Annotated in this window: 15 protein-coding genes and 1 riboswitch; of the genes, 5 read left to right on the plus strand and 10 right to left on the minus strand. The window is 62.8% G+C overall.

Annotated elements, in window-relative coordinates:
• Nucleotides 1-87: 87 nt before the first annotated feature.
• Complete coding sequence (locus C795_RS0101790) at nt 88-1740, plus strand: amidohydrolase (protein WP_017792047.1); 1653 nt, start codon at nt 88-90, stop codon at nt 1738-1740.
• A 110-nt stretch (nt 1741-1850) separates the two neighbouring features.
• Here the strand turns inward: C795_RS0101790 and C795_RS0101795 are convergent, their stop codons facing one another.
• The 7 genes from C795_RS0101795 to C795_RS0101825 form a co-directional block, all read right to left on the minus strand.
• Nucleotides 1851-2519: a hypothetical protein gene (locus tag C795_RS0101795; protein WP_017792048.1), complete on the minus strand. Its 669-nt coding sequence runs from the start codon at nt 2517-2519 to the stop codon at nt 1851-1853.
• A 32-nt stretch (nt 2520-2551) separates the two neighbouring features.
• A riboswitch (SAM riboswitch) is annotated at nt 2552-2669 on the minus strand.
• Nucleotides 2670-2692: 23 nt separating this feature from the next.
• Nucleotides 2693-3157 (minus strand): hypothetical protein, encoded by a 465-nt coding sequence (locus C795_RS0101800; protein WP_017792049.1) that lies wholly within the window; start codon nt 3155-3157, stop codon nt 2693-2695.
• A gap of 30 nt (nt 3158-3187) precedes the next feature.
• Nucleotides 3188-4084, minus strand: coding sequence for a DUF1295 domain-containing protein (locus tag C795_RS0101805; RefSeq protein WP_017792050.1), 897 nt, complete (start codon nt 4082-4084; stop codon nt 3188-3190).
• A gap of 77 nt (nt 4085-4161) precedes the next feature.
• Entirely contained in the window at nt 4162-6033 is a 1872-nt protein-coding gene (locus C795_RS0101810) for an AMP-dependent synthetase/ligase (RefSeq protein WP_017792051.1), read from the minus strand.
• A gap of 127 nt (nt 6034-6160) precedes the next feature.
• Nucleotides 6161-6586: a DoxX family protein gene (locus C795_RS0101815; protein WP_017792052.1), complete on the minus strand. Its 426-nt coding sequence runs from the start codon at nt 6584-6586 to the stop codon at nt 6161-6163.
• 184 nt (nt 6587-6770) lie between these two features.
• The gene (locus C795_RS0101820) at nt 6771-7706 is read right to left on the minus strand and encodes a VOC family protein (protein WP_017792053.1); all 936 of its coding nucleotides are present in this window, start codon (nt 7704-7706) and stop codon (nt 6771-6773) included.
• A 134-nt stretch (nt 7707-7840) separates the two neighbouring features.
• Nucleotides 7841-8425 (minus strand): NADPH-dependent F420 reductase, encoded by a 585-nt coding sequence (locus C795_RS0101825; protein ID WP_017792054.1) that lies wholly within the window; start codon nt 8423-8425, stop codon nt 7841-7843.
• A 112-nt stretch (nt 8426-8537) separates the two neighbouring features.
• Here C795_RS0101825 and C795_RS0101830 point away from each other — a divergent pair, with 112 nt between their 5' ends.
• The 3 genes from C795_RS0101830 to C795_RS0101840 are packed head-to-tail and all read left to right on the plus strand — an operon-like array spanning nt 8538 to nt 10589.
• Nucleotides 8538-9185, plus strand: a complete 648-nt coding sequence (locus C795_RS0101830) for a MarR family winged helix-turn-helix transcriptional regulator (RefSeq protein WP_017792055.1) — start codon at nt 8538-8540, stop codon at nt 9183-9185.
• A gap of 9 nt (nt 9186-9194) precedes the next feature.
• Nucleotides 9195-9860 (plus strand): esterase/lipase family protein, encoded by a 666-nt coding sequence (locus C795_RS0101835; protein WP_017792056.1) that lies wholly within the window; start codon nt 9195-9197, stop codon nt 9858-9860.
• 9 nt (nt 9861-9869) lie between these two features.
• Nucleotides 9870-10589 carry a PIG-L deacetylase family protein gene (locus C795_RS0101840; RefSeq protein WP_017792057.1) on the plus strand — a complete coding sequence of 240 codons (720 nt, stop codon included), beginning with the start codon at nt 9870-9872 and terminating at the stop codon, nt 10587-10589.
• On the opposite strand, the gene C795_RS0101845 is transcribed toward C795_RS0101840, so the two are convergent.
• The gene (locus C795_RS0101845; RefSeq protein WP_017792058.1) at nt 10590-11231 is read right to left on the minus strand and encodes a dihydrofolate reductase family protein; all 642 of its coding nucleotides are present in this window, start codon (nt 11229-11231) and stop codon (nt 10590-10592) included.
• Nucleotides 11232-11393: 162 nt separating this feature from the next.
• Between C795_RS0101845 and C795_RS0101850 the strand changes: the two genes are divergently transcribed.
• On the plus strand, nt 11394-11855 hold the full coding sequence (locus tag C795_RS0101850; RefSeq protein WP_026139372.1) for a tRNA (cytidine(34)-2'-O)-methyltransferase: 462 nt from the start codon (nt 11394-11396) through the stop codon (nt 11853-11855).
• 32 nt (nt 11856-11887) lie between these two features.
• On the opposite strand, the gene C795_RS0101855 is transcribed toward C795_RS0101850, so the two are convergent.
• Both C795_RS0101855 and C795_RS0101860 read right to left on the minus strand, forming a co-directional pair.
• Entirely contained in the window at nt 11888-15112 is a 3225-nt protein-coding gene (locus C795_RS0101855; RefSeq protein ID WP_017792060.1) for a helicase-related protein, read from the minus strand.
• The gene (locus C795_RS0101860; protein WP_157486909.1) at nt 15109-16845 is read right to left on the minus strand and encodes a phospholipase D family protein; all 1737 of its coding nucleotides are present in this window, start codon (nt 16843-16845) and stop codon (nt 15109-15111) included. The genes C795_RS0101855 and C795_RS0101860 overlap by 4 nt, the downstream gene beginning before the upstream one ends.
• Nucleotides 16846-16884: the final 39 nt, after the last annotated feature.

Raw genomic sequence — 16884 nt, forward strand, 5'->3', positions numbered from 1 at the left:
AGCGCCCCGCTACGTACACCGTACGACACCCGGTCCGAGGCGCATCCCAACCATTCCCTACCCTGACAATGGCGTGAAAGGTTAACAATGAATTCGAGGCTCTCCGGCGGCAACATCGCCGTCATCGGCGCGCACCTGCGCAGGAACGTTGCGGCTGCCGCACACGGCAAGGCTGCTACAGCTCTGCTCATACAGGATGGTGTCATTGCGGCCATAGGTTCAGACGACGAGATCCGCGCTGCCGCAACCGCCGCCGCAGCCACAGCCCCCAACCCCATCGAGATCATCGACGTGCGCGGCGCCACCGTCACCCCGGGGCTGTGGGACTCACACACCCACCCCATCTCGGGTGCGCTCTCTACCCGAGGCGTCGACCTCGGCGGCCTGAGTACGATTGACGATCTGCGCGCGCGCCTCGCAGAAGCCGCCGCGGCACTCGCGCCGGGCGCATGGCTCGAAGGATGGAACCTCGAATACGAGATGTTCGAGGAAACCGGCATCGACCGCAGCACGTTCGAGGACGTCGTCGGCGACCACCCGACATACCTCCGCTTCTACGACGGCCACACCGGCCTCGCCTCGCTATCCGCACTCACCGCCGCTGGGATTCACGAGCCGGTGCACTATCCCGATGGCAGCGAGACCGTCGTGGACAAGAACGGGCGTTTCACCGGTGAGCTCAGCGAGATGTCGATCCTGAGCGACATGGCCGAGGCCATTCCGATCGCCGACATTGAGGCAGAGCTCGACCGCCTCGAGGCGCTGCTGCTCAAGTTCGCCGCGACCGGCATCACCGGCAGCGCGATCATGGACGGCACCGCGAATGACAAGACCATGCTGCGCGAACTCGAGTCGCGCGGTCGCCTGCCGCAGCGCCTCGTGCTGCACGAATGGCATAAGGTACATCACACCGACGCTGATCAGGATCGCGTCATTCAGGAGAAAGACGAGCGCGGCCGCCTCTGGGAAGGCGGCGCGGTGAAACTCTTCTCTGACGGAGTCATCGACACCGGTACCGCACTGCTGCACGCACCAGACACCCACGGCGACGGGCGCGAGGCCGCCTGGCCCGAGTGGAGCGAGTACAAGCGCGTCATTCGCAAGTACCACGATGCCGGGATTCAGATCGCGACGCACGCCGTCGGCGACCGTGCCGTCAACGATGTGCTCGACGCATACGCCGAGCTGCCGCCGCGGGCCGTCGGACAACCTCACCACTCGATCGAGCACCTCGAGGTCATGAGCGATGCGGATGTCGCGAAGCTCGGCACCTCGGGCGTCACCGCGTCAATGCAGCCGCTTCACATGCAGTGGCGCAGCGAGGATTTCAGCGACAACTGGGCCCAGCGTCTCGGCGAGGATCGCCGCAGCACCGGTTACCGGGCTCGCGACGTCATCGATGCCGGTGCCCGTCTGACCCTCGGATCGGACTGGCCCGTGGCCGAGTTCGACCCCCGGGTCGGGATGGCTTGGGCGCGCGGCCGTCACACTCCGGGAGCCGACGCCACCGTTGTCTTTGAGCCCGAGGGGCTACTGACCGGCGAGGAGACGCTTTTGGCATACACTCTCTGGCCGGCACAGGCCCGTGGCTGGCAGGATCGCGGCCATCTTTCGGTCGGTGCACTCGGCGATGTCACTGTATTCGGTGGCGACCCCGTCACCACCACGGTAGAAGATCTCCCCGAGCTGCCAATCGTATTGACCGTTGTCGACGGGAACGTCGTGCACCGGGCAGCGTAGCCCAGCAACCGGCGCCTCAACAGTTCGGCTTCGAACGGACGCGCGGCCCGATCCGGCACATCAGGATCGGGCCGCGCCCTAGACGCCCCCAGGCGAACTCGACCCGTTCGCTAGCTCATCATGACGTCAGCTGAAGTGAAGGTTCGCGCCCCCAGCGCGACCTTGTGGCCCCGGTAGCTGCGAGGTGTCAGGCCAGTCGCGGTGAGCTCCCGAGCTCGCGCAGGGTAACCAAATACCTCGGGCAGGCCGCCTGCTTCGAGAAGCCGCATGGCCTCAGAACGCACCTGCGAGCCCGGGTGCACGAACCCGTGCGGCTCAAACTGGAAGAGGTTCCAGCACCACGCGGTAGCGTCAGCGCGCGTGAACCCGGCCCAGGCCCCCTCGACAATTACAACTGCTGCGTCGGGCGCTGCGTAGGCTTCGTCGAGCTTTGCCCCGCCGAGCCGAAGCCGCTCGACGGCCCCCGCTTCTCGGCGCTGCAAGGCGGCGGCTGCACGCTCGCGGTCGATCGCTGCAAGGCGCTCGCGCACCTCCTCGAGCGTCATCCGAGTGACGCTTCCATCAGACTCCGCGTACTCAAACCCCACGGGGCGAAGCGCGGCCAGGAACCCGACCTTGGTCCCCTCGGTGACGGCTCCGCGCAGCGCAGCGACGTCAAGCAAGGGGTCATCCTCAGTTCGCAGACCGAGCGCCCGCCACCAACCGATATCTCTGACACTGCCGACGACATCGGCAGCGTCCGCGTTCAATCGCGATGACGAAATGGATGAATCAGACATGGGGCAACGCCCCTCTCCGGGGCAAAACACCCCATCGAACCTTGCATCGCGAGGATTCGCGAAGCCCGTTCTTCCCCTGGGACACCCGGGAATCGATGGATTCGGGTTGTCGCGTAACCGGCCAGGTACCTACGGTCACGACTCTTGAACGTGAGCTGAGCGTAGCACGGGGCTCAGACGTTGAGGTTCCAGCCCCGCGAAAGCCTCTTGATCCGGAGCTCTCGTAGGCCCCAGGAGCCGCGCAGCACCGGCCAGATCAGCCAGGCAAGCGGGCCCGAGAATTGCAGGGTGTCCGTCCACGTCGCACGCTCCGGATCATTGGCATGCGGCGCAATGGACATCTGGTGATGCCACTTGCGGGCGAGCAGCAGCGGTCCACTCACAGCACCGCCACGATCGTGCATCGTGCGCACTTGAATAGCTCCACGAGTCTGTATCGAGTCCTGCACCGAAATTTCTTGGCGCCCCACCGGAACGATACCCAGGGCCCGCAGGTGCACGGTGACCGCGTCGCCCGTACGCAGCCGCTCGGGAGTCGGTTCATCAAAACGCATCTGCAACAGCGGGGCGTAGACGCTCGCCACGGTATCGGTGCAGTGCAGGGCCTCCCATGCGGTGTCGGCAGCGCAATCAATCATGAATGAAATCGAGATCCTCACCGCATCACGCTACTTCTTGGGTGGCATCGGGATGAGTACCGATGTGCGTGCTCGATAAGCCTGATACTCGGGGTCATCGCCCCACTTCTGCTCGGCTTTCTTGTCAAGGGTGGGGATTCCGCTGACCCGCGTAAGGAGCAGCACAACAAGGACGGGAGAGAGAAGCGCGATCCACTGCCAGCCCTGCAACGCCGGTGCGGCGATGACGAGTACGCCAATCCACAGCAGAATTTCTCCAAAGTAGTTGGGGTGGCGCGATACCGACCAGAGCCCGGATCGGATGAACCGGCCACGGTTGTTGGGGTCGGCCTTGAACCGACTCTTTTGCAGGTCGGCGGTCACTTCGATCGTGAACCCGATGATCCACAGTGCCAGACCTACCCACGTGGTCCAGTCAAGCGGAGCAGAGTTCGAGGATGCCAGCGCAATCCAGGCCGCCGCCGCAGTCAGGCTCACCCACAGCGCCTGGAGCGTCCACACCATCAAGAATCGCAGCTTCGACTTCTTAATCTCATCGAACCGGTCGTCTCGGCCCGAACGAATGTTGCGCACGAACAAGAAGCTTCCAAGCCGCACGGCCCACACCACCACGACCGATGCCAGAATCAAATCACGCGCGTCGAGCGAGGGCGCGAGCAGCACCAGCATGATCGTCACTGCAATGTAGGTGAGACTGCCCGTGGCGTCAAAGAAGCGATCGGTCTGAGCGATGGATGCCGGAATGTACGCAATCCACTGCACGACAAAGGCCACGAGCACCGCCAAAGCGAAGCCGGGGAAACCGGGGGTTGATCCGGATCCACCTACCGCCCAGCCGTGTTGACTACCAGCGAGCGCAAGCAGAATCCCCATCACGACAACGATGCAGATGACGGAGACGAGGACGACGGGGCGGGGTCGTGACATGGTTTCTGAACTTTCTGAAAGCAGTGATCTGTGTAATGGGAGCGGGGGACGTGGCGGGGCCGACCTCGGGTACTGGGCTATGCGTAGAGCACGTCCACGAGTGGGGCACCCGCTTTGAGGAGCGCCTGTCGCTTCAGCTTCATGGTGGGGGTGACGAAATCGTCCATCTGTTCGGTACCGAGCACGACCGCTGTCCAGGCCTGCACCCTTTCGGAAGGCGGTACTGCGGCGTTCGCCTGCCCAACAGCCGCTGAGATCTCTTCGTTCAGCCTTCCGTCTCGGCAGTCAGCGAAGCTCGTGGCGTTCAATGCTTCAGGCGCGCTATCGCCCCGCTCACTAAACCAGGAAAGCGCAGCCTCAGTATCGATCACGACCAGTGCGGTGAGGTATGGACGGTCATTCCCAACGAGGGTTGCGTGCGCCACCAACGGGTGTTGCTCGACGTCTTGTTCCCAACTCTCGGGTGAGATAGTGCGACCGGTCGAAGTAACGATGACGTGCTTGAGCCGCCCGGTAAGCGTCAGCGCTCCCGTCTCGTCGAGTGATCCAATATCACCCGTTCGAAAATAGCCGTCGATAAACGCGTCCTCGTTTTGCTGGCTATTGCGGTATCCCGCAATCACCCCCACGCCACGTGCGAGAACCTCACCGTTGGGGGCGATCCGCACCTCGTTGCCAGGCAGGGGCGTCCCGACGCTTCCGGCGACGAGCGAGCCGGGGCGACCGCCAGTCAATGGTGCAGTTGTTTCGGTGAGCCCGTACCCTTCGATCACCGGTACGCCCAGCCCGCCAAACAAGAGCGCGAGGTCGGGGCGCAGCACTGCCGCACCTGAGAGCAAGTACTCCATCCGCCCGCCCATGACCGATCGGAGCCTCGAGTAGAAGAGCCGGTCAAAGAATGCTCGCCGCATTCGAAGCATCACCGGTGCTCGGTCGCCAGACTCGATGTACTGTGCCCACTCAATCGCGGTGCGCTGTGCGCTGCGCCATAACGGGAGAAGATGCTTGTCTCGCGCAGACGCGGCCGCAGCCGACTCGATCTTCTCGAGCACCCGGGGCACAACCACCAGAAAGGTGGGTTTGAGGATCGATAGCGCCTGCACCACCTCTTTGGGATCGGAGAGGTGTGCGACTCGCATACCATTGGCGATGCAGATCAGTTGCAATGCCCGTCCAAGCACATGGGTGAGCGGCAGGAACAGCACTGTGTTGCCGCTCTCATGCACGACTTCCGAATAGGCCGCAGCGGTATTGAGTACCTGTCCCACCAGGTTGCGGTGGGTGATGAGCACCCCCTTAGGCGAGCCCGTAGTGCCTGATGTGTACACGATGGTGGCAACGTCGTCGAGCGCGGCCTCGATCCGGCGCTCTTCTAGCTGCGCGTCCGTCACCGAGTCACCCAAGTCAGTAAGTGCAGACAGTGGGGAGTGCGGCCCCGATTCCAACAGCCAAATGGTGGGTGCTTCGGTTTTGGCGAGTGCAGAGGCCGCGATCAGCCGCTCGCGATGCTCGGGAGCGGCTGCGAACGCCACGACAGGTCGCGCGTCGGCGATGATGCTCGATAGCTGCCCAGCGGGCGCCGTGTCATAAACCGGCACGACCACTGCCCCGGCAAACAGCGCAGCTTGGTCAACAACTGCCCACAGGTATTGCGTGGGCGCCATGATCAGCACGGTTTCACCGCGCTGCACACCGCTGGCAATCAGCCCCTTGGCGAGATCCTGCACTTGCCCGGTGAACTGCCGCGTACTCACGGGTGTCCAGGGCTGATCGATCGATGCCCCGACCTGGCGAGTTTCAAACGCGATGTGTTCGGGTGCTGTTTCGTATCGCTGCAGCAGGAGATCTGTGACGTTTCGATATTGGTCAATTTCAACCGCCGAAGGCGTGACGGCGCTATCCGCTGCAACGACAGTGGTGGTCTGGGGCAGTGCACTCGATCGGCTCACGCCTACAACGTTAGCTGAATTTACCTAGATAGGCTAGTTACAACCCTGGCTTATTGCATACTGGGCTCCTTAAAAGCCTGGCTAATCAATTTCGCCCTTCCCCGATCACGAACAACGCGGCCCCGGATCAGCGCCTGCGGCGCGGTCGTTCTTTCCAGGCCGCGGTGGACCACAGGGCCGCGAGCACGAGGAGTGGCTGAAAGAACAGTCTGGCGAACCGCTTCGCATCGGTGTCGAGCCCGAACCCGTCTCGCGCATTGAGCCACTGGGAGATATTTCCGGGGAACACTGCAATAAAGAAGACGGCCACAACCCACCCGACAGCAACCCGCCGCCTGGGCAATGCAATGAGCGCACCACCGAGCGCGACCTCCACGACGCCCGACCCCACCACCACCAAGTCTGTGTCGAACGGGAGGGCCTCCGGCACCTGAGCGACGAACTCTTCCCGCGCAAATGTCAGGTGCGCGATGCCCGCGAACGCAAGAAACGCTCCCAGCAACAGGCGAGCAACGGTGCGCGGCAGTGACGTGTGCGAGACCGGCGCGATCAATTGAACAAGCGGAGTTTTCTTCAGTAGATCCATGTCACAGTCTCTCCGATCGAGCATGCGTCGGGCCCCACTGGCCCGACGCATGAACACATCTGCCTCACATCGTCGCACGGCCCGCGAAGCGCGCGCAACGGGTGCCCTCTCCCCGCGAGGCTTGAGGCAACATCACGCCGAGCAACGTCAGCTACACTCCCAGCAACTCCTCCGCACCGGCTCCGGGCACCGACAACGAAACCTGCGTCCCCCAGGGATCCGGCACGACGATCGAGCGGCCCGTGTCGGCGAACTGCAGTCCCCGCGCGCGCAGTCGAGCCGCGAGCGCGTCGAGGTCCTCACGCCCGGGCAGCGTGATCGCGACGTCCGCGAGCCCCAGGCGGGCGGCCCGAGGGCCCGCTCCCTGACTGTTCCACGTATTCATCGCGACATGGTGGTGGTAGCCGCCAGCCGACGCGAAGAGCGCGCTTGAGATCGCGGTCGCCGTCGCTTCGAAGCCCAGGGTATCTACATAAAAGTCGCGGGCAGTCGCGACGTCGCCCACCTGCAGGTGCACGTGACCCACCTTGCCCGCCTGGGCAGAGGCCGATGCGAGCACTGCCTCATCCAGGTGCTCGGCAAGGTAGGCGTTGGGGTCGAGGTAGTTCGTGGCCATCTGAATTTCTCCACCAAGGAACCCCCAGGTCTCGCGCGGGCGGTCGACATACAGCTCGATGCCGTTGCCCTCGGGGTCGGTGAAGTAGAAGGCCTCGCTCACGAGGTGGTCGCTCGATCCGGCGAAGCGACTGCGCGGGTCCTGTGCCGCACGGTACACCGTGGCGGCGAGGCTTGCGGCATCCTCAAACAGGAACGCGGTGTGGAACAGCCCCGCGTCTCGCGGGCTAACCTCGGGAAGATCCGGCGCGTGAATGAGCCGAATCAGCGGCAGCCCGCCGCGGCCCAGCACCCGATGCACCTGGCCCGCGATCACACGCTCTTCGATTGGCTCGAGCGCGAGCGCCTGCGCGTAGTAGCTACTCATATTCTCGAGATCACCGACGTGCAGGCTGACGGCATCCATCTCGAGCGCAGCCGAGAGCGTCTGGTCATGCACGGGAGCGGTCCGTGGGTCAAGCTGCTGGTTCATGTGTGTGCCTTCCTTGGTGGCGCTGCGGCCCGATGCCGGGCGGGGATTACGGTTCCCGCGAGCGGGTTGCCTCTGCACGCGGCTCCGGATCGGTGGGCCCGGCACCACGCATGGTGCCGGGCCCACCGAGTTGATTAGCTGTTGAGCGCGAAGCCGCCGGTCCAGTTGATCTTCTCACTGGCCGCGAGCGTGAGCTGCAGGAAGCCAAGGGCCTCAAGCTCGTGCGCCCGGCTCAGGGCACCGGCATCGATCGCGGCGATGCCCCCCGCGGTGACGGCGGCTACGAGAGCGGCCTTGGCATCGACATCATCACCTGCGACGAGCACGGTAGTCGCCGCCTCGCCAGCCTTGCCCGTGGCAAGTGTCGCAGCAAAGTTGGTATTGAAGGCCTTGAGTACCCTCGATTGGGGCAGCGCGGCCTGGATCTCGGCGGCGGCCGAGCTGCCGACGGGCACGACGAGACTGTCGAACGTCTCGAAGTCGAGCGGGTTCGTAATGTCGACCACGGTCTTCCCCTCGAACTGAGCACCGTACGACTCGAGAACGCCAGCGACCGCCGGGTACGGCAGCGCCAGGATCACGGTTTCGCCAGTAACGACGGCCGCCTGGGAGGCGGCCTGCTCGTGGGAAATGTAGTCGACGTCAGCGCCACCCGCGGCGAGCACGCCGCCGATTGCGTTCGCCATGTTGCCGGTGCCAAAAATCGTGAACGTTGCCATTTCGGAATTCTCCTCGCTTGGTCGCTTCCCACCCGGGAAGCATTGGTTGCAGGTACAACTAAAAGATAATCACACTTTACTTGTAGGCGCAACCATTTGCTAGAATTGCCACATGACCACTCCCCTGAGCTACCCCGAACGCGTTGCAGTGGCTCGACTGCACGCCATGCTTGAGCTGCTGCCCACCGCGCTCGACAAGCGACTCGGGGCCGTGGGGATCACCGCGTTTGAACACACCCTGCTCGACGTACTCGAGCAGAGCGATGCCCATCGCATGCGCATGAGTGAGCTCGCGCGCAAGACCAACGCAACGCTCCCGCGTCTCTCGCGGGTCGCTTCGTCGCTCGAGCGACGCGGACTCATCGAACGGGCCCCCTGTCCCGAGGACGGCCGCGCGACCAACGCGGTGCTCACTCCCCTGGGCGTTCACGTGCACGAACAGTCTCAGGCGCTGTACGCTTCGGCCGTGCGCGAACTGGTGCTCGAGGGGCTCGGCAGGCTTCCCGGGGACGGCGTCGCGCTGCTAACCGACCTGACCTATGCGGTGCTCACGAGCCTCGACACCGAACACCCGCGAGGAGCCCAGCTAGCGGGCGATCCCGCGCCGGAGTGCGCTGCGGATCCGACGCCCGCGTGCGACGCGGATCCGGCTCCCGAGCCAGCGTGCGCGGCCGATCCTGTGCCCGGGTGCGACGCAGATCCGGATTCGGAACCCGCGTGCAATGCCGACCCGGTACCGAGCGATCCGGTGACAATCTAAGCTGAGTGCATGAACTTTGTGCGGCATCAGCTGGCCCGCCTTGCCGATTATGCGTATGCGGGCTGGCGGCAGCTGAGCGGCATGATGTCACGCGCTCAACCCGGGGACTTCCGCAGCGGGCACCTCGCTCCGGTGCTGATCATTCCGGGCGTCTACGAACGGTGGCAGTTCCTGTTGCCCGTAATTCGCGAACTCCACGGCGCCGGGCATCCCGTGCACGTCGTGAGCGCGCTGGGCAGCAATCGCGCCCCTGTGCCAAAAGGCGCGGCGCACGTTACCGGGTACCTCGTCGAGCACGATCTACACGCCGTCGTCATCGTGGCACACAGTAAGGGTGGCCTCATCGGCAAGCATGTGATGGGGTTTGGCGAGGGGGCGGATCGCGTGCGTCAGATGGTCGCGGTGGCGACCCCGTTCGGAGGATCACGGTACGCGAACCTCATGCTCGGCCGCACCCTTCGCGCCTTCCGTCCGGCGAACGAAACGCTCGTGCTCCTTGCCGGCGCGTTGACGGCGAATACGCGCATCGTTTCGGTGTACCCCCGTTTCGATCCGCATATTCCCGATGGCAGCGCACTCGCGGGCGCTCAGAACGTGGTGGTCCAGGCATCGGGGCACTTCCGCGTCCTCACGCACCGGGAAACGCGGGCCGAAATTTTGCGCGCCGCGGCGTAAGCTGCAGGCATGACCACTCTCGAGTTGTTTACCCCCGAAAACGTTGAGCGGGTACTGTGCATCGTGGCACACCCCGATGACATGGAGTACGGCGGATCCGCCGCGGTGGCGGAGTGGACGGCGCAGGGCATCGAGGTCTCGTACCTGCTACTCACTGCTGGTGAGGCTGGCATCAGAGGCATGGCACCCGAGATTGCGCGGCCGCTTCGCGCCGCGGAACAGCGCGCATCCTGCGACATCGTGGGTGTCTCGCGGCTCACAATCCTTGATTTTCCCGACGGGTTGCTCGAACCGAATCTCGCGTTGCGCGAGGCGATCTGTCGCGAGATTCGCATCGTGCGCCCGCAGATCGTGGTCACCATGTCGTGGGAGCTCGAGGCGGGCCGAGGGCTGAACCACGTCGACCACCGCGCGACCGGAATCAGCGTGGTCGATGCCGTGCGGGACGCCGATAACCCGTGGCTGTTCACCGATCAGCTCGTGAGTGGGGAGCTCACCGAGTGGAAGGCACCGTGGCTGTGCGTCACCATGCACGAGCCCGCACACGCCATCGAGGTCTCGGAGGCATCTCTCGAGCGAGGCGTCGCGTCGCTCGAGGCGCATCGCCACTATCTTGCCGCTTTGCCGGATCATCCCGCTCCGCGCGATCTCATCACCGGAATCTTGACCGGGGGCGGTGAAGCGGCGGGCGTGCCCCTCGCATTGCCGATTCACGCGTACGCAATGTAGCTATCTACTTGCTGCCTTGGTGAACGTAATATGCGTGGTGCCTGACGGGGTCGTCTCTGATTCGACGGTGAAGTCGCGTTCGAGCCCCTCAAGTCTGTCCCACAGACGCACACCACGGCCCAGGATGATTGGCACGACGGCTACGTGCAGCATGTCCACGAGGCCTTCGGCGAGGAATCCCCGCACGATGGTGGGCCCGCCACCGATTCGCACGTCGCGGTCGCCCGCGAGTTCCCGCGCCAGGGTGAGGGCGTCTCTGTTGGACGCATTGACGAAGTAAAACGTATTGTCGCCCTTACACTCAAGCGGAGCGCGCTCGTGATGGGTCAACACCACTACCGGGGTGTGGAACGGCGGGTTATCGCCCCACCAGCCGCGCCATTCGGGGTCGTCTTGCCAGCCGGGTGGGCCGAACTTGTTGGCACCCATGATCTCGGCGCCAATGTTTTCGCCCCAGCGCCGCGCGAAGCGATCGTCGGGCTCTGACGCGAGCGACACCGGCTCTCGTTCGCGGTCGCCCGTCATGCCCTGGAACGTGGCCGTGGGAAAGAACCATTCTGTGAGTCTGGTGCCGGCGTGACCGAAGGGGCTCGCAAGTGATTGCCCCTCGCCCGTGGCAAACCCGTCGAGCGATACGCTCATATTGTGGACTCGAACCAGTGACATGATGCCTCCCGCGATGGATGCTTCGTTGCGAGGTTGAGTCTACGCCTCACCTCCGACGAGGCCCCATAGTCTCAGCATTCCCCGACCAACTTCGATTTCGGAGGCGGCAACCGACCCAGCGCCCGGTAGGCTCGTCGAGTGACTCGTGTGCTCTTCTTTGAACCCCAAATCGCAGGCAACACCGGCAATGCGATTCGCATGGCCGCGGGTAGCGGTGCTGAGCTGCACCTCGTCAACCCGCGCTTCGATTTCGAGGACGCAAAGCTGCGCAGGGCCGGGCTCGACTATCACGACCTCGCCGTTGTCACGGTGCACGATTCGTTTGAGGCGGCGCTCGCGGCCCTGCTGCCCGCCCGCATCTTCGCGTTCACGGCGCGCACCACGCGCCTCTACACCGATGTGGCGTACGAACCGAGCGATGTGCTCTTGTTTGGCCCCGAGCCGACCGGTCTGCCCGACGAGATTCTGCAGCACGAGGCGATCACCGATGCGCTGCGCGTACCGATGCTGTCGGGCCGGCGATCGATGAACCTCGCCAACTGCGCCTCCGTGGTGACGTACGAGGCCTGGCGCCAGCAGGGCTTTGCTGGCCAGGAGTAACTGGCTTCCCAGGCAGCCAAGGCATCTGAGCTCTAGCGGTTTCGCTCGGGTGGCCGCAAGTCAATCGTTGCGGCCTCAGCCCCGTCGACACCCCGCTTCTCCAACATCTCGACCATGTCCTCCTGCCGCGGCTGCCCCAAGGTAAGCCGGTAGAGCGTGAGCGCTGAACGAAGTTTTTCGTAGCGTTCCAGGTCGCGGCTCAGCGGGTACTGCACGAGAGTGCGCTGAATCTGCGCTGGCCCGGGATACATCCACCACGGTGAAAATTCCCCAGCTTCATTGTCCGTCAGTGTCGCGGCGTCGAACGCAGCGCGCCAGGCACAACGGTCAGTCGATACGAGCACATCTTCCCAGTGCTGAGAGGCTACGTTCTTGCGCACAGCATGGCCGCCATATCGGTTCACGCGGCCCTCACGCTGTTCGAAGTCCACCGGGTTACTCGGCAAGTTCCAATGAATAACCGAATGACTCCACCAGTGGAAGTCAATGCCTTCTTGCCCCACGCTGGTCGAGGCAAGCACGAACGGAGCGAATGGGCTGTTAAACGCGGCCCGTACGGCAGATTGGCGTGCTACGTCGGCGTCCCCTTCACTTCGAGATTGGTCACCCCCGCCGTATCTCACTGCGAATCGGGCGTTCATCGAGATCACGTCACGCTCGAGCGTGGCCTCGCGTGCGTGGTAGGTCGCTGGCCGCAGCCCCAGGGAAGTCGCCACATTCAATGCCATCGTGCCAAGCATTTCATCGGTCACCGGCTGTTGGCCGGTCTCGCACCACAGTTGGAACAGGTACTCGTCCAACACCGCCCGCAAATTGCCATCTGCGCAGTAGTCGAGCACTCGACGCCAGTACGGCATGCGTGAACCTGCATCAGAGTAAAGGGTATCGAGCAGCTCTTGCGCTTCAGGCCTGTTGAAAAGCGCGCGCAACCCTTCCGCGATCGTAAATGCAGCCCGCCAAACACCCCGCGGTGTACAGTCCCCGTTGGCTAGAGAAGAGAGCGAACGATACGCCAGGCTCCCTGGAGAGAACGCAACAATTCGCGCCAGATCGGGGTGCGAGAGGTACTTAGGCTCCGTTCCGGATCGCTCGCTCCCCACGCTTCGCGCGTGATCCTGAGCTTTCAGGAGATTGGCCCGAAGACCAGCGATACCACGCGAAGTTGATCCTGGCTCAGGTACCGCGTTCTGGTCGCCTCGCGTCGCGCGCCCCCCGGCTTCGTCACGGTCAATCGCGAAGGTACTGTCTGTTCTTTCCGGATCAAAAGCTCCGCTGTGTCCGAAAAACGCTTCCCATGCACGCTCCGTGGTTTCCCCTTGCGGCAGCCTGGACGCAATCTGCTCGACGAGCGCTGAGCTTTCAATCAAGCCCCCATTGGCTCGCACTGCGGATAGTTGGTCGGCGACGGACAGAAGTTCGGGGTGGGGCCAGAAAATGGCGAGCGTCGACAGACTGGCGGCCTGATCATCAGTCTGTCGGTACGTAAAGCGCTGCGTGGGAGCCGTCCGATCCGAGGCAGGGAGCCCTTCATCCGAGATCCCCCTCATCCGCCGCTCAGCTTCGTGGCTCACGATCGAGGCGATCGAGGTAGGTGCGGCCGACCATGCAGAGAACAGCACCTGTTTCGTGACACGGCCATCTGAGAATGGCGCATAGGTCGGGCCTGGCTTGAGGTACGGCATCGACGGAGGCAGCCATAGGAGTTTCCACCACCCAGCATCGAGCGTCTGGTCCATGAGCGCGCGCAGCGGCCCGCCGCCCACGTCGATCATGGCCCGGCGCTCCACTTGGTCACGGGTGATCGCGTGTGTGCTCCGAAGTTTACGTTCGAGATGCTTAGCTCGACGCCCGCCTGCAGCTTCGTCGATGGCGCGCGCAATCTTGTAGTGTTCCATGAAGTTCGCGAAGTGCGGCACCGATTTCCAATACTCCAGGTTCACCGGACTGCCGACCTCGTTTCCGAGCTCTGCAAGCGCAACCCAACGCGACAGATCTGAGCCGGTGGGGACGGGAACTTCGAGACGCTGCACCTCCACGAGGTCTTGGCCGTTCATCGTGTTGGGCCGTTCTGAACGGGACATCATGGTGTTCAGGCTTCGTCGTACGCTCGCTGCGGCGGCGAGCGCTGAGGAGCCTGAGACGAGGGTCTCGCGGTATTGCTGCAGTGCGTGTTGAACTTCCTGGATTCTGGCCTGATCGTCGTTACACAGAAACTTCACTATCGCGAGAAAGTCTTCATAATGATTCGCGTCGTTCTCTGTCGCCTGGGTGAAGGGTTCGTAAGGGGTGGCTGAAAGCAACAGTACTTTTACACCGCGATAGCGGAACAGGCCATCTGCAAGCTCGGCTGCATCGCCACCCTTTTCTGGGTCAAGGAGGGACTTGAACCGTTGAAACTCGTCGAGAATCACAAGGTCCGGTTCTAGCGATTCAACACTCGCCAAAGCAAGATGGGTGCGAAGCTTTGCAATAAGCGCAACAATTTCTTGCCGAAGTTCCTCTGGCAGGTCCTGCTGCGACGATTCAGCGCCCATAATGTTGTTGCGCGCCACGTGGCCGCTGATGCGGTCTCGCAATCGCACAAAGGTTGTGAGCGATCCCTGCTCACGCGCAATGTTCTCAAAACCGTCTCGGATCGTGGCGTCGATCCGACCGTTCATTCCAGCAGCAATGCGCTCCACATAACCGCGGGCGAACCGCTCCACAGATTCCACGCGGCCTTGAAACATCACGCGTGTTGCGTGCTGCTGCGCGCCATCATGTTGCAGCAGGTCGTCTAGGAGCAGCACCAGCAGAGCTCGCTCATCGCCGCTCCCCTGATGCGACGAGGCTACGGAAAACGAGGTACCCGGCGTGAACGAGACGAGGTTGATCGGCTTTCCCGAGGACGAAGTCGAAGGAGTAGACAGGCGACTCGATTCAAGGGCGAGCAACGAAAGTCGGGTGGCCATTGCGACCTCAGTCTGGCCTGTCACATTCAACCGTTTGAGGTTCTGGCCTGCGAGGTCACGATTACTGCAGATATAAACGATGTCGATGCGTTTGACGCTGTCATCAGATTCGAGCGCCCGGATCGTCTCGGCCACAATGCCACGTGCGATCACGCTCTTGCCAAGGCCTGTCTCATCGGCGATCAAGAACCGGCCGGAGTGAGCAGCCGACTCGGGGCCATAGAACTGGTTCGTCACGTGTGCCACAGCGTCTTGCTGAAAGCTCCGCAGTCCTTGAAGCACCGCGTCTCTATCTACCGCACTCATCGTTTGCTCCTTTCCTGTCCGCTCGCGTTCCGCGCATCCCACACGCTTTGCCAAAGCTCTGTGAATCCTTCAGGCAAATCAAGTTCCAGGTCGTCAGTTGATCGCAGTTCCGTGTAGATCCGGTGCACCACGTCGAGCCCCTCATCACCGTTTGCAAGCGACCCCAGCATGGCTTCGAAAAGGCCACGGCTTAATGTTGCCGTCGACCAGTTCCCAGCGCTCTCCCCAGCACTTCCTGCCTTCAGATCAAACTTCATTCCCTCAGGATCAAGTAGCAGAGCAAGCAGCCGCAGAAATTGGTCGCCTCCGGTTATTCCGTGAGCCAGGATGGCGTCACGCCTGGCCGATACATCATCGTGAAGCGTCGCCATCACGAGAGTCCGTGCTTTCACTTCTTCACCCGCGACCCGCTGTTTCAAGGTGATGTGTATGAACGGAGTGACCTGCGTAAGCGCCAGGTGAGTCAGTTCCTCGGCCTCGATTTCGTTCGACGCGAGTACTTTGCTGTCGCCCGGCCGCGAATTCAAACACCACGAGATCGAGACATCTTCTTCTTGCAGCTTTTTTAGGAGCGCAACTCCTTCTGGCTCACACCACACCCTCATCGAATATGGCTCGCCTGCGACTACACGGGCATGAAACCTCTTACCCGCGAGTGCTCTGAGACTAGCTTCAAGTCTGTGTCGGGCTTCCTCTGATGCGCTTGGTTCTGCCCCGCCTGTTGAGCGATGAGGTTCCAGCATTGGAGCGAGTTCTGCAAGCACATTGGCCGGAGCGAAGTCACGGGAGTGTCCCTCAAGTTCCACCATGAACTCGACGTTGTTGCGCAGTCCGCCGCCGGTCACGTTTGCTGACCCAATCAACGCCCGCGACTGACTGCTGTAGCGACGCCGCTTGAAGAATATTGCTTTGGCGTGCAACCCGCTCAACGTCTCTGGTGTTTCTGCGTCGAAGTCACCGGACTCGCTGAGCTGGGCGTCCAGGACATAGGTTTCGAGTCGCTTAGTAAAGATCTTGCTGGGTAGGCTGTCGATACTTTCGGCTCTGGAGACGACGGTCGTTCTGCCCGCAACTTGGCGTCGTGCGAGCGAAAGCCCTTCCTCAGACAAGAACGGTGAAATAATCAACGCTTCTGCAGCGTCAAAGTCGAGCATGTTCGCCACCGAGTCCTGCGGCGTTGTACCTTCTGGCGTCTCAAAATGATCGTGTGCCGATCCCGAGAGGACATGAAATTTGAGGCCGGTCACTCCTCTCGGCAACTCCCATTCCACGTTCAAAAGGCGCTCAGCCAGCCCACGAATATTGGCGGTGCGGGTGTCATCAAGGGTGGCCTTCCCCAGGACACACAGGCCACGAAGGAAGCTGCGCAACGGGAGGTTGCGTTCGTGCGCGGCTTCGGCCCCAGCGTCACTTGCTTGCACCCCGTCGAGCCGAATCGAGAGGTCCCAGCTTCGGTCTTCTGTCAGGTTGCGACTCAGGCTCAGCAGGCGGTACGCACGTTTGTCACCTGAGGCGAATTCGAGTATCCAAACCTTGGGATGGAAAATGCCGCGGCCCGGGTGCACCGTGTGAAGCACCGGTTCGAGCAGAGCGACCAAGTCGGAGCGCACACCGGGCCGTATTTCACCTGCTTGCGTGAAGAGGGTGATGCGGTCGGTGAGGCGCGTGAGCGCTGCGATGATGCCGAGGTCATGATGTGAGACCAGACTCTTAGACGCGAAGGAGAGGGGCACCGATAACGCCGTCGCAAGGTCGAGTGTGAAGGTCGTTCC

This window comes from Leucobacter salsicius M1-8 (assembly GCF_000350525.1).
Lineage (GTDB): Bacteria > Actinomycetota > Actinomycetes > Actinomycetales > Microbacteriaceae > Leucobacter > Leucobacter salsicius.